The sequence below is a fragment of the Cytobacillus sp. FSL M8-0252 genome, assembly GCF_038007345.1.
Taxonomy (GTDB): Bacteria; Bacillota; Bacilli; order Bacillales; family Cytobacillaceae; genus Cytobacillus; species Cytobacillus kochii.
Genome location: NZ_JBBOWZ010000001.1, coordinates 3,401,227 through 3,418,595, shown reverse-complemented (window position 1 = coordinate 3,418,595; position 17,369 = coordinate 3,401,227). Strand labels below are relative to the sequence as shown.

The window sequence follows — 17,369 nt, the reverse complement described above, 5'->3', positions numbered from 1 at the left end:
GTACACTTGAATATTAGGCAGATTTTTGGTATTGTACATAGTGGAGTGTTTATGATAATAAATATCAAATTATAATAGTTCTAAAGTAATCATTTACTACTCAAATATCATATCATATGTGTTCATACTCTGTTCACATTTTTTCGAAAAAGCTTGTAAAGATAATGTTATAATATATGTATGTAATTATGCAATTTTTTTGGGGGGTCTACTAAAAATGCATATCGTGGTCGTTGGTCTAAATTATAAAACAGCCCCTGTGGAAATTAGAGAGAGATTAACATTCGATCCTTCTCAATTGGGTGAAGCAATGCAAGCATTGCAACAAAAGAAAAGCATCTTGGAAAATGTAATTCTATCCACATGTAATCGGACCGAAATTTATGCGGTTGTTGATCAACTGCATACAGGAAGATATTATATTAAAGAATTTTTAGCCGATTGGTTTCAAATAGATCAAAATGAATTTTCGCCCTTTCTTTTTATTTATGAACATGATGGTGCGATAGAGCATTTATTTAAAGTCGGTAGTGGATTAAACTCAATGGTTCTAGGAGAAACTCAAATTTTGGGCCAAGTTCGCTCTAGCTTTTTGCAAGCGCAAGTTGAACATACAACTGGAACAATTTTCAATCAATTATTTAAGCAGTCCATTACATTTGCTAAAAAAGCACATTCCGAAACAGATATTGGTGCAAATGCTGTATCTGTCAGTTATGCTGCAGTTGAGCTTGCTAAGAAAATATTCGGTCTAATTACGAATAAGCAAGTACTTATTCTTGGAGCAGGTAAAATGGGCGAATTAGCGATACAACATCTTCATGCAAATGGTGCGAATGTTACGGTTATTAATCGTACTTTTGAGAAAGCGAAAAATTTAGCACACCGCTATGAAGGGCAAGCGAAATTAATGCAAGAATTACAATGTGCATTAGTGGAAGCCGATATCGTGATTTCTTCTACAGGTGCAAACAGTTATATGATTACAAAAGAGATGATGGCAGATGTAGAAAGATTGCGGAAAGGTAAGCCATTATTTATGGTCGATATTGCTGTCCCACGTGATTTAGATCCAGCACTCGCTGATTTAGATAGCGTTTTCTTATATGATATTGATGATCTAGAAGGTATTGTTGAAGCGAATTTGCAAGAACGTAAAAAAGCAGCGGCGAAAATTCAATTATTAATCGAAGGAGAAATCGTTGAATTTAAACAATGGCTTAAACTTCTAGGTGTTGTACCTGTCATCTCTGCTTTAAGAGAGAAAGCTCTTGCTATTCAGGCTGACACAATGAAAAGTTTGGAAAGAAAGCTTCCTAACCTAACAGAACGTGAAAGAAAAGTGGTTAGCAAGCACACGAAGAGTATTGTGAACCAAATGTTGAAAGACCCTGTATTACAAGCAAAAGAATTGGCAGGACATAAAAATGCTGATAAAGCATTAGAATTGTTCGTGAAAATATTTAATATAGAAGATCTTGTTGTCCAGCAAATCGAAAAACAAGAACAACCAAAATCAGATCGTGTAAAGGTGCAACAGACATCCTTTCAATCATAAAAAGGGGTACTGTCCATGTTTGATATCTATATGGCACGCCTGCATGAATTTACTGTCGTTCTTTATGCAGCGAGTGTACTTCTCTACTTTATTGACTTTTTAGCAAGTAACCGGAAGGCCAATCGTGTCGCCTTCTGGTTACTTGCATTTGTATGGGGATTACAGACGGTATTCTTATTACTCTATATGTGGAATACGGGTAGATTCCCTGTATTAACGATATTTGAAGGTTTATACTTCTACGCATGGGTACTTATTACATTTTCTTTAATTATTAATCGCATTATGAAAGTCGATTTTATCGTTTTCTTCACAAATGTACTTGGTTTTTTTATTATGGCTTTACATACATTTGCTCCTATTGAGATTGAATCAGATGTGCTGGCGAATCAATTGATGTCTGAGCTCCTCTTTTTTCATATTATTGGTGCGATTCTCTCATATGGTGCTTTTTCATTGTCATTTGTATTTGCTCTTTTATATTTGATTCAATATGATTTGTTGAAGAGGAAAAAGTGGGGTTCAAGGCTTATTCGAATTGCGAATTTATCACAACTAGAAAAAATGTCTTATCTATTTGCTAGTATAGGGGTGCCTATGTTAGTGATTAGTTTAATATTAGGGATACAATGGGCTTATATGAAATTACCAAATATGGTATGGTTGGATTCAAAAGTGCTTGGTTCCTTATTGGTACTCATTTTGTATAGTATTTACTTATATTTAAAGGTTGGCAGAGGAATGAGTGGTAAATCACTTGCTACTTGGAATGTGGCTGCTTTCCTTGTTGTATTAATTAATTTTTTCTTATTTGGAAGGTTATCGTCTTTCCATTTCTGGTATGAATAAGAAAAGGAATATGTTTTTAAAGAATAGGGAGGCTGTCATGAGAAAAATAATTGTCGGTTCAAGAAGAAGTAAGCTTGCGTTAACACAAACGAATTGGGTGATTGATCAGTTACGCCGTTTGAATCCTGCAGTTGATTTTGAAGTAAAAGAAATTGTGACAAAAGGAGATAAAATCCTGGATGTTACCCTTTCAAAGGTAGGAGGAAAAGGCCTATTCGTTAAAGAAATAGAACAAGCGATGTTAGATAAGGAAATTGACATGGCTGTACATAGTATGAAGGACATGCCAGCTGTCTTACCTGAAGGATTGACCATTGGTTGTATTCCGGAAAGAGAAGACTATCGAGATGCACTTATTTCCAAAGGCCATGTGAAATTAGCTGACTTAAAACCAGGTGCAATTGTCGGGACAAGTAGTTTAAGAAGAGGTTCACAAATTTTAGCTAAAAGACCAGATTTGGAAATTAAATGGATACGAGGGAATATTGATACACGTCTTGCTAAACTAGAAACAGAAGAATATGATGCCATTATTCTTGCTGCTGCCGGCCTATCAAGAATGGGATGGACGAAGGAGATCGTTACAGAATTTATTGATCCAGATATTTGTTTACCAGCTGTTGGTCAAGGTGCACTCTCTATTGAATGTAGAGAAGATGATCATGAACTAAGAAGGCTTTTAGATGCATTCACTTGTGAGGAAACGAAAAGAACAGTGCTTGCCGAGCGTGCATTTCTTCATAAAATGGAGGGCGGTTGCCAAGTGCCGATTGCAGGCTTTGCACGTTTAACTGAGAATGGTGAAGTAAGTTTGACTGGTTTAGTTGGTTCTCCAGATGGTCGTACGATTTATAAAGATATGGTTGTTGGTGATGATCCTGAGACAATAGGGTATCAAGTAGCAGAAAACTTATCGGAATTAGGTGCAAAAGCATTAATTGATGCTGTCAAAGAGGAGTTAGACGAAGGATGATTCATGAGGACAGTGCCTTACATGGAATGTCTGTCCTTATTCCCCGAAGTAAAGATCAATCGGAGGCTAGTGGTGATTTGGTCAGATCCCTTGGTGGACATCCAGTAATTATCCCATTAATTTCGTTTAGAGAAACAACAGAAGCCCATTCTTTAAAAACCCATGATTTCACACAATACCAATGGATTATTTTCACAAGCAGTGTGTCAGTTGAGGTGTTTTTTACATATGTGTCACAGAAGACAAACTTACCGAAGTTGGCCGTTATAGGAAAGAAAACAGCTGAAAAGTTATCAAAATATGACTTGAAAGCTGATTTCATACCAACGGAATTTGTGGCTGAAACTTTTACCCTTGAATTTTTAGCAATTTTAGGGGATGAACAAAATATATTCTTGCCTAAGGGCAACTTGGCCCGAGATTATATTAAGCAAAAGCTTATGGAAGCAAAGCATAGAGTGACTGAACGAATCGTTTATGAAAATTTTTTTCCTGATGAGAGTAAACAATTATTAACGGGTCGCTTATTGAATGATGGCATTGATATACTATTATTTACCAGCCCATCAACGATTGATCACTTTATGGAAATCGTAGAGGGTCATGATTTGAAGAATCAAATAAGTAAGAGTATCATCGGTTGTATAGGACCAATAGCTGCAAAAAGAGCAGAATTTTACGGTTTGAAGGTACATGCTGTACCAACTATATATACATTTAAACATTTAATTAAGGAAGTAGTAAAAGTCATTTCTTAATCAAGTTGGAGGTAGTACAATGGATAGTCAATTTAATCGTCATCGCCGTTTACGTCGGACAGCTAATATGCGCAATTTGGTAAGAGAAACACATCTACATGTGGAGGATTTTATTTATCCAATTTTTGTTGCAGAAGGACAAGACATAAAAAAAGAAATTCCTTCTATGCCAGGCATTTATAATTTATCATTAGACCATTTAACTGAAGAGATGGATGAGGTTGTATCTCTAGGTATCCAATCTGTTTTATTATTTGGTGTTCCTCTTGAAAAGGATGCTTGTGGTACGCAGGCGTATCATGAACATGGAATTGTCCAAGAAGCAACAAGATTAATCAAGGAAAAGTATCCAGAAATTTTGGTCGTTGCAGATACTTGTCTTTGTGAGTATACTGACCATGGTCATTGTGGTTTGATTGAAAATGGCGAAATATTAAATGACGCTTCATTAGAATTACTTGTGCAAACAGCAATTAGTCAAGCAAAAGCAGGCGCAGATATTATTGCTCCTTCTAATATGATGGATGGATTTACAATCGCTATTCGTGAGGGCCTTGATGAGGCAGGCTTTGAACATATACCTGTTATGTCTTATGCAGTTAAATATGCGTCTGCTTTTTACGGACCATTTAGGGATGCTGCTGGCAGTACACCACAATTTGGTGATCGGAAATCATACCAAATGGACCCTGCAAACCGCTTAGAAGCAATGAGAGAGGCAGAATCAGATTTAATGGAAGGTGCAGACTTCCTCATTGTAAAGCCTGGGATGCCTTATCTTGATATTGTTCGCGATGTGAAAAACAATATTAATTTACCACTTGTTACTTATAATGTAAGTGGCGAATACTCGATGGTAAAGGCCGCTGCACAAAATGGCTGGATTGACGAAGAAAGAATCGTGCTTGAGATGTTAACAGGGATGAAAAGAGCTGGTAGTGATTTAATTATTACTTATCATGCAAAAGATGCTGCCAAATGGATGAACTCACACAAATAAGAAAAGAGGGATGTTTATGCGTTCATATGAAAAGTCACAAGCCGCATTTAAAGAAGCAGTTAAATTGATGCCTGGTGGAGTAAACTCCCCAGTGCGCGCTTTTAAATCGGTTGATATGGATCCGATTTTTATGGAGAAGGGCCAAGGGTCAAAAATCTATGATATTGATGGTAATGAATATATTGATTATGTCCTTTCATGGGGACCACTGATTTTAGGACATGCTAATGAAAAAGTTGTTTCTGCGGTGAAGGAAGTTGCCGAAAATGGCACAAGCTTCGGGGCGCCAACGTTGATTGAAAATGAATTAGCACAGCTCGTCATCGATCGTGTTCCTTCAATTGATGTGATTCGTATGGTTTCATCAGGTACAGAAGCAACGATGAGTGCATTAAGATTAGCTAGAGGTTTCACAGGACGCAATAAAATAGTTAAATTTGAAGGCTGTTATCACGGTCATGGAGATTCTCTCTTAATTAAAGCCGGTTCTGGTGTAGCTACACTTGGATTGCCTGATAGTCCTGGTGTGCCTGAAGGTATTGCAAAGAATACGATTACAGTTCCATACAATGATCTTGAAGGTGTTAAATACGCTTTTGAACAATTTGGTGAAGATATCGCTGCCATCATTGTTGAACCTGTTGCTGGTAATATGGGAGTTGTCCCACCAGTAGAAGGATTTTTACAAGGGTTACGTGATGTGACAACTGAATACGGTGCCATTCTTATTTTTGATGAGGTAATGACAGGTTTCCGTGTTGATTATAACTGTGCCCAAGGTTTCTTCGGCGTTACACCTGATTTAACTTGCTTAGGAAAAGTAATAGGTGGTGGACTGCCTGTTGGTGCTTACGGTGGTAAACGAGAAATTATGGAGCAGGTTGCACCAAGTGGCCCCATTTATCAGGCAGGTACATTATCAGGGAACCCGCTTGCGATGGCTGCCGGTTATGCAACATTAAGTCAATTAACACCGGATACGTATGCTAACTTTATTAAGAAAGCTGATAAACTCGAATTAGGCTTGAGAACAGCAGCAGAAAAATATGAGATTCCACATACAATTAACCGGGCAGGATCGATGATTGGACTATTTTTTACAAATGAAGATGTCATTAATTATGATCAAGCGAGAACGTCTAATCTTGACTTCTTTGCCTCTTATTATCGTGAAATGGCGCTTCAAGGCGTATTCCTTCCACCATCACAATTTGAAGGTTTATTCCTGTCTACAGCATTAACGGATAAAGATATTGATCAAACAATTGCCGCAGCTGAAAAGGCATTTGCGAAATTGAAATAAGTTTTTAGCGAACAAATTCCGGAATGGAATTGTTCGCTTTTTTATTCTCAATCGAAAGATGTCAATCTTTTAGAGAGTAGGGCAAAGAGAAGAGCAACGGTAGACAGAATGAGAAAAAGAGAGTTTGGTGCATTGAAATGGCTCACATCGAAAAATAGTCAAAGTGGAGAGTGGGAAAGATGTGAGATTTTAAATTCACAACCCCTAAATTAATCTATTTCTCTTTAACAATATAGTTATTCTATCGAAGACGCGCTCCTTTCTAAGTAAAGTAATCATAATTCACTTTTCCTCCTCATAAAGTGTAAGAGAAAAGATGTTATTGTTTTGATGATATGGGAGGAGGAGTCGAATATGTCTCAAGGAAATCCGTCGAACTTGCGGTTTTCATTAGAGGAATCCGTTTGGTTTCAAAAAGGACAGGAAGTATCACAATTACTTTCGATTTCACTTGATCCGAATATAACGATTCAGGATAGTGAGCAGTATGTAACGATTCAAGGTGCACTAGAACTAACAGGCGAATATCATCGTGATGAATCAACCGAGGACAGTATGAATGAACCGCCATCTACATTAAGGTTTATCCAATCTGTGGAAGAAAGGGAAGAGGGGGTATGTGAGTTTACACACTACTTTCCTGTAGATATTACGATCCCGAATAACCGTATTGAGAGATTGGATGATATTGATGTCCAAGTAGAGTCATTTGATTATATGTTTCCTGAAAGAAGTTGCATGAAGCTCCATGCTAATTTGACGATATCTGGTTTGTATGGTGACCAACAGCATGTGGCATATACTGAGGATGAGAATAACGTGCTTGAGCTTGATACGGTAGAACGTTCAACGGTTCAGGATCAAGAAGAAGAAGAAGACACCAGTCGTGAAGAAGAACAAACAGAAATTAACTTCTCCCTACCAGAGGAGAATGAAAAAGATGAAGATGTGTTTGTTGCTGAAGCGAAGCAGGAGCCAGAAGTGGTTGAAGAAGAACCGGTATTAAATCGATCCTTACCTATTCTTGAGCCTCAAGAAGAAGAACCCATTGATATGCCAGAGGTTTCTTTTATAGCTAATCGATATGAAGAGAAAAAGCAGGAAGCAGAAGAGATTTTTGAGGTTAAGCAAGTAGAAGAAACAAAACCAGTTCAAGAGCTTGAAGAAGTGACAGATGAGCTTGAATCCTCTTCAGAAGAAGTGAAACCACAAAAGAAAAAAGTAAAAGGCAAGAAAAGCATGAGTTTGACGGAATTTTTTGCTCGTAAAGAAGATGAAGAACAATTGACGAAGGTTAAGGTATGTATTGTCCAGCCTAATGATACGATTGATCTTATTTCAGAAAGATATGATGTGACACCACAAACATTAATGAGAGCCAATCAACTAGAATTGAATCAAGAAGTGCATGAAGGCCAAGTTTTATATATCCCTGTAGCTGTTACAAACTAGCGGGTAAGGGGGCACATTATGAGCAGATCTCCATCGGTCTGCTCGCATTTTTATCAGTGTCACTTGTTTACTTACACAGTTTAGGTAAGCGAGGAAAGAGAGTGGTCTAAGTGGCAAAGGAAAATAGATTAAAAAAATATGGTCCAATCTTAAAACACTATGCACTTGAGCCTAATTTCATCGAAAGTTTTGGTAGCGTTCAAAAAGTTTACTCTAGCAAAGGTGTTTTTTCTTTGAAAAAAATAAAAGCAAATCATGGTGCGGACTTCATACGTTATATTCAACAATTATACCAAATGGGGTACAACCGGATCGTCCCGATTTATCCGACGGTTGATGGTAGGTATGCCGTTTTACACAACCAAAAGCTGTATTATTTAATGCCTTGGCTACCTAATGAGATTAAAGAAGATCAATTTGAACGGCATCAACAAATGTTTAGAGAACTTGCTCGCTTGCATGTCTTAAGTACGAAAGAAGTGGAAGTTTCTAAGGAAGAACGTGAAGAGCATTATGAAAATACGTTACTAGAATGGGAAAAGCAGAGTGAATTTTTGGATGGTTTTATTGAAACATGTGAATCTAGGGAATATTTATCTCCTTATGAATTGATGTTTACACAATATTATAATGATATCGCTCAAGCGTTAACTTTCTCAACCAAGAAGTTAAAGGATTGGTACGAAAAAACGAAGGAAGAGGAAAAAGTTCGTACAGCTGTTATACATGGAAAAATTTCTACCGAACATTTCTTGTATGATGAGCGCGGATATGGCTATTTTTTGAATTTTGAAGAAGCAAAGAGAAGTTCACCTTTGCATGATCTTCTTCCGTTCTTATCAAGGTCTTTAAAAACCTTTCCAAAGCGTGCCGACGATGCTGTCGATTGGATTTACACTTATTTTAAGCATTATCCGTTTAGAGAAGATGAAATGCTGTTATTTCAAAGTTATTTTGCTCATCCAGGGCCTGTCATTCGCGCAGCAGAAAAATATCATAATGGTAAGTCAAAAAAGAATGAAAGAAAGCATGTAGAGCATATACAAAGGCAATTTTGGTTATTAAAAAATACGGAATATGTGGCCATGAGAATTGATGAAATTGAGCGTCAGAAAAAACAAGCACAAGAAGCAGCTGAGAAAGCGAATGCAGAACAAGAAGGAGCCCAAAATGGATAAAAACTGGGCTCCTATATTCATTTTAAGAGAATCCAAATGAAAATTAAACGCCCTCTGTAAAAGCAAGGTCTATATCTTAGAGTATACCTTTCTACCTCTCCTCGAAAGTTTACATTTAGGTTGTGGATTTCTCTTGCATCCTCATCCCGCGCATAATTGCCTCATACATAGGCAGGCTCAAAATAGGAGCAATTTTTTTACAGGTTTGTTCCCTTTTTTCATTATCATGTATATAATAAAAAAAATTGGTCATCCTTATTGACTATAGTGACTGTTTTTAGGTAGTATTACTTTATATTCAAACAAATGAAAAGCTTTGATAGGGAAGAGTACATTGGCGCTTTGCTTTAAGAGAGGAAAATCAATTGCTGTGAGATTTTCTAAGCGAACCCATTGGAAGGTCGCCCTGGAGCTTCTTTCGTGAACGTAGGTTCTATTATTAGCGAAAGACGGGAACGCCGTTATCCATTCGAGAGTCAATTACTAAAGTTTATGGTAATTGAAAAAAAGGTGGTACCGCGGAAGCAACTCCATTCGTCCTTTTTGTGACGAGTGGAGTTTTTTATTTTGCTTTTGTTTGATTGTTAACGATAAGCGAATGTGAGAAAGGATGAATAGGCGATGGAAGAGAATAATATCACGATGCCAACAAAATATGACCCTCAGTCTATTGAACAAGGTCGTTATGATTGGTGGTTAAAAGGAAAATATTTTGAGGCAAAAGATGATCCGGAGAAAAAACCTTATACTATTGTGATACCGCCACCAAATGTAACGGGAAGATTGCATCTTGGTCATGCATGGGATACAACGCTTCAAGATATTTTGACGAGAATGAAGCGCATGCAAGGCTATGATGTTCTGTGGTTACCTGGTATGGACCATGCAGGTATTGCTACTCAAGCAAAGGTTGAGCAAAAACTTCGTGAAGAAGGAAAAAGCCGTTATGATTTAGGTCGAGAAGCGTTTGTAGAAGAAACGTGGAAATGGACGAATGAATATAAAGGACATATTAGACAACAATGGTCTAAGCTTGGTCTCGGTCTAGATTATAACCGTGAACGCTTTACATTAGATGAAGGGTTATCAGATGCTGTACAAGAAGTCTTCGTTGCTTTATATAATAAAGGCTTGATTTATAGAGGCGAGTATATTATTAACTGGGACCCTTCTACTAAAACAGCTTTATCTGATATAGAAGTTATCCATAAAGATGTGCAAGGTGCGTTCTATCATATGCGCTATCCATTAACAGATGGTAGCGGCCATATTGAAATTGCGACAACAAGACCTGAAACGATGTTAGGTGATACAGCGGTTGCCGTTCACCCTAAAGATGAGCGTTATCAACATTTGATCGGTAAAACGGTGAAACTGCCTATTACTGGAAGAGAAATTCCGATTGTTGCAGATGATTATGTTGACATGGAATTTGGTTCAGGAGCAGTGAAAATTACACCAGCTCATGACCCGAATGACTTTGAAATTGGTAATCGTCATAACTTAACAAGAATTCTAGTAATGAATGAAGACGGGTCAATGAATGAGAATGCTGGCAAATATCAAGGGTTAGATCGTTTTGAATGCCGTAAACAAATCGTTAAAGATTTGCAAGAAGAAGGTATTCTTTTTGAAATTGAAGAGCATCTTCATTCTGTGGGTCATTCAGAACGTAGTGGGGCGGTTGTAGAACCTTATTTATCTACACAATGGTTTGTAAAAATGCAACCACTTGCGGATGCGTCGGTTGATTTGCAAAAGGGTGAAGATAAAGTCAACTTCGTTCCAGATCGTTTTGAAAATACGTATTTACGCTGGATGGAAAATATTCGTGATTGGTGTATTTCTCGTCAACTATGGTGGGGTCATCGCATCCCAGCTTGGTATCATAAGGAAACAGGTGAAGTATATGTAGGAACAGAAGCACCGAGTGATAGTGAGAACTGGAAACAAGATGAAGATGTGCTTGATACATGGTTTTCATCCGCGTTATGGCCATTCTCCACATTAGGTTGGCCGAATGAAGAAAGTGCTGATTTTAAACGCTATTATCCGACTGATGCGTTAGTAACCGGCTATGATATCATTTTCTTCTGGGTATCTAGAATGATTTTCCAAGGTATTGAATTTACTGGTGGTCGTCCATTTAAAGATGTACTTATTCATGGATTGGTTCGCGATGCGGAAGGTCGTAAGATGAGTAAGTCACTAGGTAATGGCGTTGATCCAATGGATGTAATTGAGAAATACGGTGCAGACTCCTTGCGCTATTTCTTATCAACAGGAAGCTCACCAGGCCAGGATCTGCGTTTCAGCTTTGAAAAAGTAGAATCTACGTGGAATTTTGCCAATAAAATATGGAACGCTTCTCGATTTGCCTTAATGAACATGAATGGATTAACTTATGATGAAATTGATTTAACCGGTGAAAAATCGGTTGCAGATAAATGGATTTTAACTCGCTTAAATGAAACAATTGAAACGGTAACAAGGTTGTCCGATCGTTATGAGTTTGGTGAAGTGGGCAGAATCCTCTATAACTTCATTTGGGATGATTTCTGTGACTGGTATATTGAAATGGCAAAACTGCCATTATACGGTGAAGATGAAGCAGCTAAACAGACAACAAGATCTGTTCTCGCTTATGTACTAGACCAAACAATGAGATTATTGCATCCATTCATGCCGTTTATTACAGAGGAAATCTGGCAAAACCTTCCTCATAAAGGAGAATCGATTACAGTTGCCTCTTGGCCGACTGTGAATGAAGAGCTTTCCGATAAGGCAGCAGCAGAAGAAATGAAACTGCTTGTAGAAATTATTCGTTCTGTACGTAATATTCGTGCAGAGGTAAACACACCATTGAGTAAGAAGATTGATATGCTCATCAAAACAAAAGATGAAAAAGTACAGAAGGTTTTAAGTAAAAATGTTGGTTATATTGAACGCTTCTGTAACCCTGAGCAATTAACCATTGCGATTGATGCAAAAGCACCTGATAAAGCGATGACAGCGATTGTTACTGGAGCAGAAATTATTCTGCCATTAGCAGGTTTAATTAATATTGATGAAGAAATTGCTCGTTTACAAAAAGAATGGGATAAGTTAAATAAAGAAGTAGAACGTGTTCAGAAAAAATTAAGCAATGAAGGTTTTATTAAGAAAGCACCTGAAAAAGTGATCGCTGAAGAAAAAGCGAAAGAACAAGATTATAGCGAAAAACGTTCAGCAGTTGAAGCAAGAATGAACGAATTAAAAGGTGAATAAGGTATAATAGGAGAGGAGGCGAAATATCGTCTCCTCTTATAATGGTTATATTAATAAAGGTGGCAGATAGAAATGTTTACAACATATGAAGAAGCAATTGGTTGGATTCATTCTCGTCTTCGTCTTGGGATCAAACCAGGATTACAAAGGATGGAATGGATGATGGAAAAGTTGAATCATCCAGAAAGAAGACTGAAGGTTATACATATAGGGGGAACGAATGGTAAAGGTTCGACACTAGCTTATATCCACTCAATCCTTGAAGCAGAAGGGATTATGGTAGGTACATTTACTTCTCCATATATAGAGCAATTCAATGAACGGATTACATTAGGCGGCAAGCCGATTTCTGATAAAGATATTGTCCAGCTAGTGAATGATATTTATCCGCTTGCAGTAGAGCTCGAAGGATCAGAACTAGGAGAGCCATCTGAATTTGAAATTATAACAACAATGGCGATTCATTATTTTGCCCATATTGAACCGGTTGATATTGCTTTGTTTGAAGTAGGATTAGGTGGCAGACTAGATTCAACAAATGTCCTTCATCCCCTATTATCTATCATTACAAATATCGGTCTTGATCACACAGCGATATTAGGTGATACGATTGAGAAGATTGCCTCTGAAAAAGCTGGGATTATAAAGCCTGGAACACCAATTATTACTGGTGTTAAGCAAGATGAGGCAGTGGCTGTTATCGAAAAGACAGCAAAAGAAAAACATGCAAAACTTTATCAAGCAAATAAGCAATTCCAAGCGGAGCATATCGTATCGACAGAAGTAGGTGAGGCCTTTTCTTTTCAGAATACATTTAGTCAAAGAGACTATTTAGAAATATCGATGCCAGGTGTTCATCAAGTAGAAAATGCCAGCTTGGCGTTGATGGCGATTGATTTTCTGAATCAATATTTTTCCTTTGTGATTTCAGAAGAAAGCATAGGGAGAGGCTTGAAGAAAACGTATTGGCCCGGTCGTTTTGAGCGCGTGGCAACAGGTCCACTAACGATTTTAGACGGAGCACATAATGAAGAAGGAATGGCTGCTGTTTGTGACGAATTAGAAAAGCGCTATCACGATCGTGATATTTATTTTATTTTTGCAGCATTAAAGGACAAACCACTGCAAGGCATGATTCAAAGAATGGAGGATTGTGCGAAAGCGATTACTTTTGTAGGTTTTGATTTCCCTCGTGCGGCAAAAGCTGAGGAACTGTCTGCAATCAGTCAAAAGAATCATCATTTAGTTACAGCTGATTGGCAAGAAGCAATAAAAGAAACGAAAGAAATGATGCGTGAAAATGATGTTTTAGTGATTACAGGTTCCCTATACTTTATTTCTGAAGTAAAGCGTTTTTTCGCTCATCAATAATGATTGGTTACGATGGATATTGCTCGTAGCCGTATAAGTAAAGGGCGTCAAATAGCTTTTAGAATCGCCCTTTACTTTTTAGTTGACCAACATGAATAGAGCAATTGGCGTTTTATCATTATGTGTCTTATTCAAGAGGGAAATCCTTTTCTTGAGCAAAAAAATCACTAATCGGGATATAGTTCACTGTTGTTCCCCCACTCATAAGGTAAACGCCATTTTTAGCAATGATACTACCATTAAATTCTCCTCCATAAAAGGTTACACTTCCATATGGAGCAAATACAACTCCGCTAAATCGTTCAATCCATTGACTTTGTGAACCGATATATACATCACCGGTAGCAATAATTACTGCTTTTGAAAAGGAGTTTATATAACGGTATTTTTCGTCAAGATATGGAGAAATGGTAATATCTCCTCCAAATAATTTCATATTTTCACTTTTTACTGAGGAACCATAGCCATTTGCTTCATACCATCCTGCTGGTTTGGTTTTATGAAGAGGGTAAGAAGGGATGCTACAACTCGTTAACTTTTCTAAAGATGTTCCTTTTTGATAAGCGGATAAATTTATATTATTCGGATGATACAATTCTCCAACATATGTTGCTAAAGCGGAAGGAGAAAAGGATGGAGTCCAATCAACCGTCAAGTCTTGATGAGAAAAAAGCGCCTTCTCAAAGTAAGCATCTTTGATGTAAGTGTCACCACCAATATGTACGATATCTTTATATGTTCCTCCAGGTAACACTGCATCCTTCATTATGGTTAGAGGTTGATAAAAAGTCGTATCCTTAATATTGGCCCTTCCATTCACAACGGTATGACCATATATAGAACGTCCACCTGTGGCTGAAAAGTCGCCGTTAATACAAACTTGCCCTGGCTTTGAGGCTGATCCTAATCCTGCACTACCTCCTTGTAAATTTACATCTCCATCTATAAATAGATTAGAAACACTACTTAAGGCCCCGCCATTAATGTGGGTAGTTTTTAATGAATCCCCAATATATATGGTTGCATCGCTACCATTGATTCGGTTACCATGAAAGGCAAATGAGGAACCATGGATAAATAGTTGACTTTCAATCATACATTGATAGAAGCTGTCAGAGCAAGTAGAATTTTCTCCTTCATTAGGGTCCTCGCCATTATCATCGCCCCCTCCTCCGTCGCCGGGATTCTCCTCGTTTCCAGAATCGTCCTCTTTATCTCCTAACAGCAGTTTGTTTATTTTAGTATGAACACTGAAAGTATCTTCTCCGCCTGCAAGAGTGAATTGAACATCAATTACATCACTAGAAATGAGGCAATCCTCAAGAGGTTTCACATCATCTTCATGATAACTACAATAAGGATCTGCTCTGCTTTGATTAGCAGGTTTAATCGAGATGTCTTTGAAGTGAATATCATTTCTTAATAGTAAAGAAGGTAGCGATAAAGAATATTGTGGCGTTGTTGCATATTTTACTTGATGTAAGTCTCTTAAATAAGCCATAATGAGGTTAGATTCTTGCCTTAAATTGACAGAAGTAAAAGTCTTACTTTTTGTTTTCTCTATTGAAATAAAAGTACCATAAATCACAGAACTAATAATTGAAAGGATAGCAATGGTCGCTAGTACTTCAATTAATGTCATACCTATGTTATTTTTATAGTTATATTTACCCATTTCTTTATACCCCCTTTATACCTTTATTTTACATAATAATTATTTGGAGGTGAATGAGAAATTTTTAAACTATTAAAAAAACAAAAGGGGTTAACGCTAATTGAAGTCATTGTTTCTCTTTCGTTAATTACAATTGTACTTACTGTGTTTATTTCTGTCTTTATCAATGCAAACGGACAAATAACAAGAACGGAGGCTGATTTTACTGCAATACAACTAGCAGAGAAAGCATTAATAGAGGGAACGTGCGGTCAAGAAACTGTTGATATAAACGAACAAGAATATGTTATTAAAGTGATTCAAAAGATGGTGGAAGAAAAAGCTATTTTGAAGGTTACTGTCTCTACTGGAAAGGAAGGAGATGAGCCTTTAGAGGAACTCTATGGTATATCACAACTTGAAGGTGAGGGTTCAAGGTGCGAGTAAAGGAAAATGGCGAAAAGGGGTATGCACTTGTTACTGTTCTCTTGATTATATTGTTGATATTTATTATCATCCCACCGCTTTTGTTAGGTGTCCTTCAATCAACCAAACAAATCACACAAAGTCAATTTGATATCCAACATCATCGTTTGATTGAAGTAGGAGTAACCCTATTTTCTACCCAAGAAGGGAACAAGGCGATCGCGCTATCTGACCATCACTGTGTGGTTTTCGCTACAGATACATCTTGGGTTGAGATAGGAGATGAGACGAGTGCTTGTACCTGTGACAATGCATTGGATATAGAAGGGTTAGGTATCATCCCTATTTATAAAAATAAGTGCGGAGCTGCAATGGCGTTCGTACATGAAGGTGAAGAAAAATGAAACCAAGAATAATTCTAACAAGTATTGTACTAATTCTTTTGCTCATCATCGTTTGGCAGTATGTTGCTCATGCCACTCCACCTTCTATTCATTCAAGTAAAACGAAAGTGGCAGATGTGGTCATTAAAGGTTTAAGTGAAGGAGAAATAAAAAGTAAGTTACTGCAAAAAGTTGAACAATGGCGAAATAAAGCACAAATAAAGGTTACCTATCTAGATGAAGAATGGATACTTGACCCGCAATTATTTCGCTTTAACGTGGAGGGTACTGTTAAAGAAATAACAGAAGGAACAAATCATCCACTTTTTGTTGAATATGATAAGCAATTGTTTTATGAGCGTGTAGAAGAATTATTTTCACAATTGACGTTGAATGAAGAAGAAATGAATAAAATCTATGAGGACATTGTAGATAAAGTTAGTAGATTAGAAACATCCTATAATGTGCAAATAGAGGAATACTTACCTGTAACACTTGTACAAGAACCACTCGCTCAAGTTGTACTACAAGTAGATGCTGATTGGAGTGGCTATACCCAATCCATTGCTATCGATAATCGTTCCCTTTTCTCTGTGTTAGATCAATTCGGTGAGGAAAATGATCTACATATAATAGCAACAGGCATTTATCAACTTACCTTACATACGAATTTTTCCATTGAAGAAAGATACATTCAAAATAAGCAGCCAAGCTTTACTGAGGCAGGATATGAGGCTTACGTGGACAAAAAAAGACAACATGATTTCAAATTCTACAACCCTAATACTGTCAATTATACAATCAAAATAGAAGAGAACAGGGGGAGGATGTATTTTACTTTAATGGGGCCACCATTTATTTATGATTATGAAGCCGTAATAAAAGAGACGGAGCAAATTGAGCCACTGACAAAGGTATATAACCAAGAAGGGTTAGAAGACGGTGTGAAAATGATTGAAGAGGGTGCCGTAGGTATACGGGTTGTCATTGAGCGCCAGAAGCGAAAAGGTATGTTTATAGAGACATTTGCTAGATTGAAAGATTATTATCCCCCCATATCTACAATTGAATGGAGAGGTGACGGTAGGGAAGATGAAGAGAACAAAAAAGTAACAAAGGATTCTAATGAAGAAAGTGAACCGCGGGATGATTTATGGGGGATAGAGGGCGAAAAAATGGAGAAATAAAGGAGGAAAT

The 17,369-nt window shown here is 37.3% G+C and carries 14 protein-coding genes, 1 pseudogene and 1 other annotated feature; of the genes and pseudogenes, 14 read left to right on the top strand and 1 reads right to left on the bottom strand.

What is annotated here, in order from left to right; genetic code table 11:
* The first annotated feature begins 217 nt into the window (after positions 1-217).
* The 10 genes from hemA (at position 218) to MKX83_RS17160 (ending at position 13,709) form a co-directional block, all read left to right on the top strand.
* The gene (gene hemA / locus MKX83_RS17205; protein ID WP_322909645.1) at positions 218-1,558 is read left to right on the top strand and encodes a glutamyl-tRNA reductase; all 1,341 of its coding nucleotides are present in this window, start codon (positions 218-220) and stop codon (positions 1,556-1,558) included.
* 15 nt (positions 1,559-1,573) lie between these two features.
* On the top strand, positions 1,574-2,407 hold the full coding sequence (locus MKX83_RS17200; RefSeq protein WP_095372377.1) for a cytochrome C assembly family protein: 834 nt from the start codon (positions 1,574-1,576) through the stop codon (positions 2,405-2,407).
* A gap of 37 nt (positions 2,408-2,444) precedes the next feature.
* The gene (gene hemC / locus MKX83_RS17195; protein WP_095372378.1) at positions 2,445-3,380 is read left to right on the top strand and encodes a hydroxymethylbilane synthase; all 936 of its coding nucleotides are present in this window, start codon (positions 2,445-2,447) and stop codon (positions 3,378-3,380) included.
* Positions 3,377-4,138, top strand: coding sequence for a uroporphyrinogen-III synthase (locus tag MKX83_RS17190; RefSeq protein ID WP_307312709.1), 762 nt, complete (start codon positions 3,377-3,379; stop codon positions 4,136-4,138). The genes hemC and MKX83_RS17190 overlap by 4 nt, the downstream gene beginning before the upstream one ends.
* Positions 4,139-4,157: 19 nt before the next feature.
* Positions 4,158-5,138, top strand: coding sequence for a porphobilinogen synthase (gene hemB, locus MKX83_RS17185; RefSeq protein ID WP_095372380.1), 981 nt, complete (start codon positions 4,158-4,160; stop codon positions 5,136-5,138).
* 16 nt (positions 5,139-5,154) lie between these two features.
* Positions 5,155-6,441, top strand: coding sequence for a glutamate-1-semialdehyde 2,1-aminomutase (gene hemL, locus MKX83_RS17180; RefSeq protein WP_307312711.1), 1,287 nt, complete (start codon positions 5,155-5,157; stop codon positions 6,439-6,441).
* Between the two features lie 354 nt (positions 6,442-6,795).
* Positions 6,796-7,893, top strand: a complete 1,098-nt coding sequence (gene spoVID / locus MKX83_RS17175; protein WP_251162613.1) for a stage VI sporulation protein D — start codon at positions 6,796-6,798, stop codon at positions 7,891-7,893.
* 110 nt (positions 7,894-8,003) lie between these two features.
* Positions 8,004-9,071 (top strand): spore coat protein YsxE, encoded by a 1,068-nt coding sequence (gene ysxE, locus MKX83_RS17170; RefSeq protein ID WP_341056628.1) that lies wholly within the window; start codon positions 8,004-8,006, stop codon positions 9,069-9,071.
* 307 nt (positions 9,072-9,378) lie between these two features.
* Positions 9,379-9,616, top strand: a binding site (T-box leader).
* 76 nt (positions 9,617-9,692) lie between these two features.
* Complete coding sequence (locus MKX83_RS17165; RefSeq protein ID WP_224935835.1) at positions 9,693-12,338, top strand: valine--tRNA ligase; 2,646 nt, start codon at positions 9,693-9,695, stop codon at positions 12,336-12,338.
* 72 nt (positions 12,339-12,410) lie between these two features.
* Positions 12,411-13,709 carry a bifunctional folylpolyglutamate synthase/dihydrofolate synthase gene (locus MKX83_RS17160; RefSeq protein WP_341056627.1) on the top strand — a complete coding sequence of 433 codons (1,299 nt, stop codon included), beginning with the start codon at positions 12,411-12,413 and terminating at the stop codon, positions 13,707-13,709.
* Between the two features lie 127 nt (positions 13,710-13,836).
* On the opposite strand, the gene MKX83_RS17155 is transcribed toward MKX83_RS17160, so the two are convergent.
* Positions 13,837-15,384 carry a PilW family protein gene (locus MKX83_RS17155; RefSeq protein WP_341056626.1) on the bottom strand — a complete coding sequence of 516 codons (1,548 nt, stop codon included), beginning with the start codon at positions 15,382-15,384 and terminating at the stop codon, positions 13,837-13,839.
* A 60-nt stretch (positions 15,385-15,444) separates the two neighbouring features.
* Here MKX83_RS17155 and MKX83_RS24675 point away from each other — a divergent pair.
* From MKX83_RS24675 to MKX83_RS17140, 4 genes and pseudogenes are all read left to right on the top strand, one after another.
* A pseudogene (locus tag MKX83_RS24675) lies at positions 15,445-15,525 on the top strand (prepilin-type N-terminal cleavage/methylation domain-containing protein); the annotation flags it as partial.
* Between the two features lie 3 nt (positions 15,526-15,528).
* Complete coding sequence (locus tag MKX83_RS17150; RefSeq protein WP_263624127.1) at positions 15,529-15,810, top strand: hypothetical protein; 282 nt, start codon at positions 15,529-15,531, stop codon at positions 15,808-15,810.
* Entirely contained in the window at positions 15,801-16,193 is a 393-nt protein-coding gene (locus tag MKX83_RS17145; RefSeq protein WP_341056624.1) for a hypothetical protein, read from the top strand. The genes MKX83_RS17150 and MKX83_RS17145 overlap by 10 nt, the downstream gene beginning before the upstream one ends.
* Positions 16,190-17,359, top strand: a complete 1,170-nt coding sequence (locus tag MKX83_RS17140) for a hypothetical protein (protein WP_341056622.1) — start codon at positions 16,190-16,192, stop codon at positions 17,357-17,359. The genes MKX83_RS17145 and MKX83_RS17140 overlap by 4 nt, the downstream gene beginning before the upstream one ends.
* Positions 17,360-17,369: the final 10 nt, after the last annotated feature.

Coding starts and splice junctions, on each gene's coding strand:
- hemA (WP_322909645.1), top strand. CDS start 218: ATGCATATCGTGGTCGTTGGTCTAAATTATAAAACAGCCCCTGTGGAA.
- MKX83_RS17200 (WP_095372377.1), top strand. CDS start 1,574: ATGTTTGATATCTATATGGCACGCCTGCATGAATTTACTGTCGTTCTT.
- hemC (WP_095372378.1), top strand. CDS start 2,445: ATGAGAAAAATAATTGTCGGTTCAAGAAGAAGTAAGCTTGCGTTAACA.
- MKX83_RS17190 (WP_307312709.1), top strand. CDS start 3,377: ATGATTCATGAGGACAGTGCCTTACATGGAATGTCTGTCCTTATTCCC.
- hemB (WP_095372380.1), top strand. CDS start 4,158: ATGGATAGTCAATTTAATCGTCATCGCCGTTTACGTCGGACAGCTAAT.
- hemL (WP_307312711.1), top strand. CDS start 5,155: ATGCGTTCATATGAAAAGTCACAAGCCGCATTTAAAGAAGCAGTTAAA.
- spoVID (WP_251162613.1), top strand. CDS start 6,796: ATGTCTCAAGGAAATCCGTCGAACTTGCGGTTTTCATTAGAGGAATCC.
- MKX83_RS17165 (WP_224935835.1), top strand. CDS start 9,693: ATGGAAGAGAATAATATCACGATGCCAACAAAATATGACCCTCAGTCT.
- MKX83_RS17160 (WP_341056627.1), top strand. CDS start 12,411: ATGTTTACAACATATGAAGAAGCAATTGGTTGGATTCATTCTCGTCTT.
- MKX83_RS17155 (WP_341056626.1), bottom strand. CDS start 15,384: ATGGGTAAATATAACTATAAAAATAACATAGGTATGACATTAATTGAA.
- MKX83_RS17140 (WP_341056622.1), top strand. CDS start 16,190: ATGAAACCAAGAATAATTCTAACAAGTATTGTACTAATTCTTTTGCTC.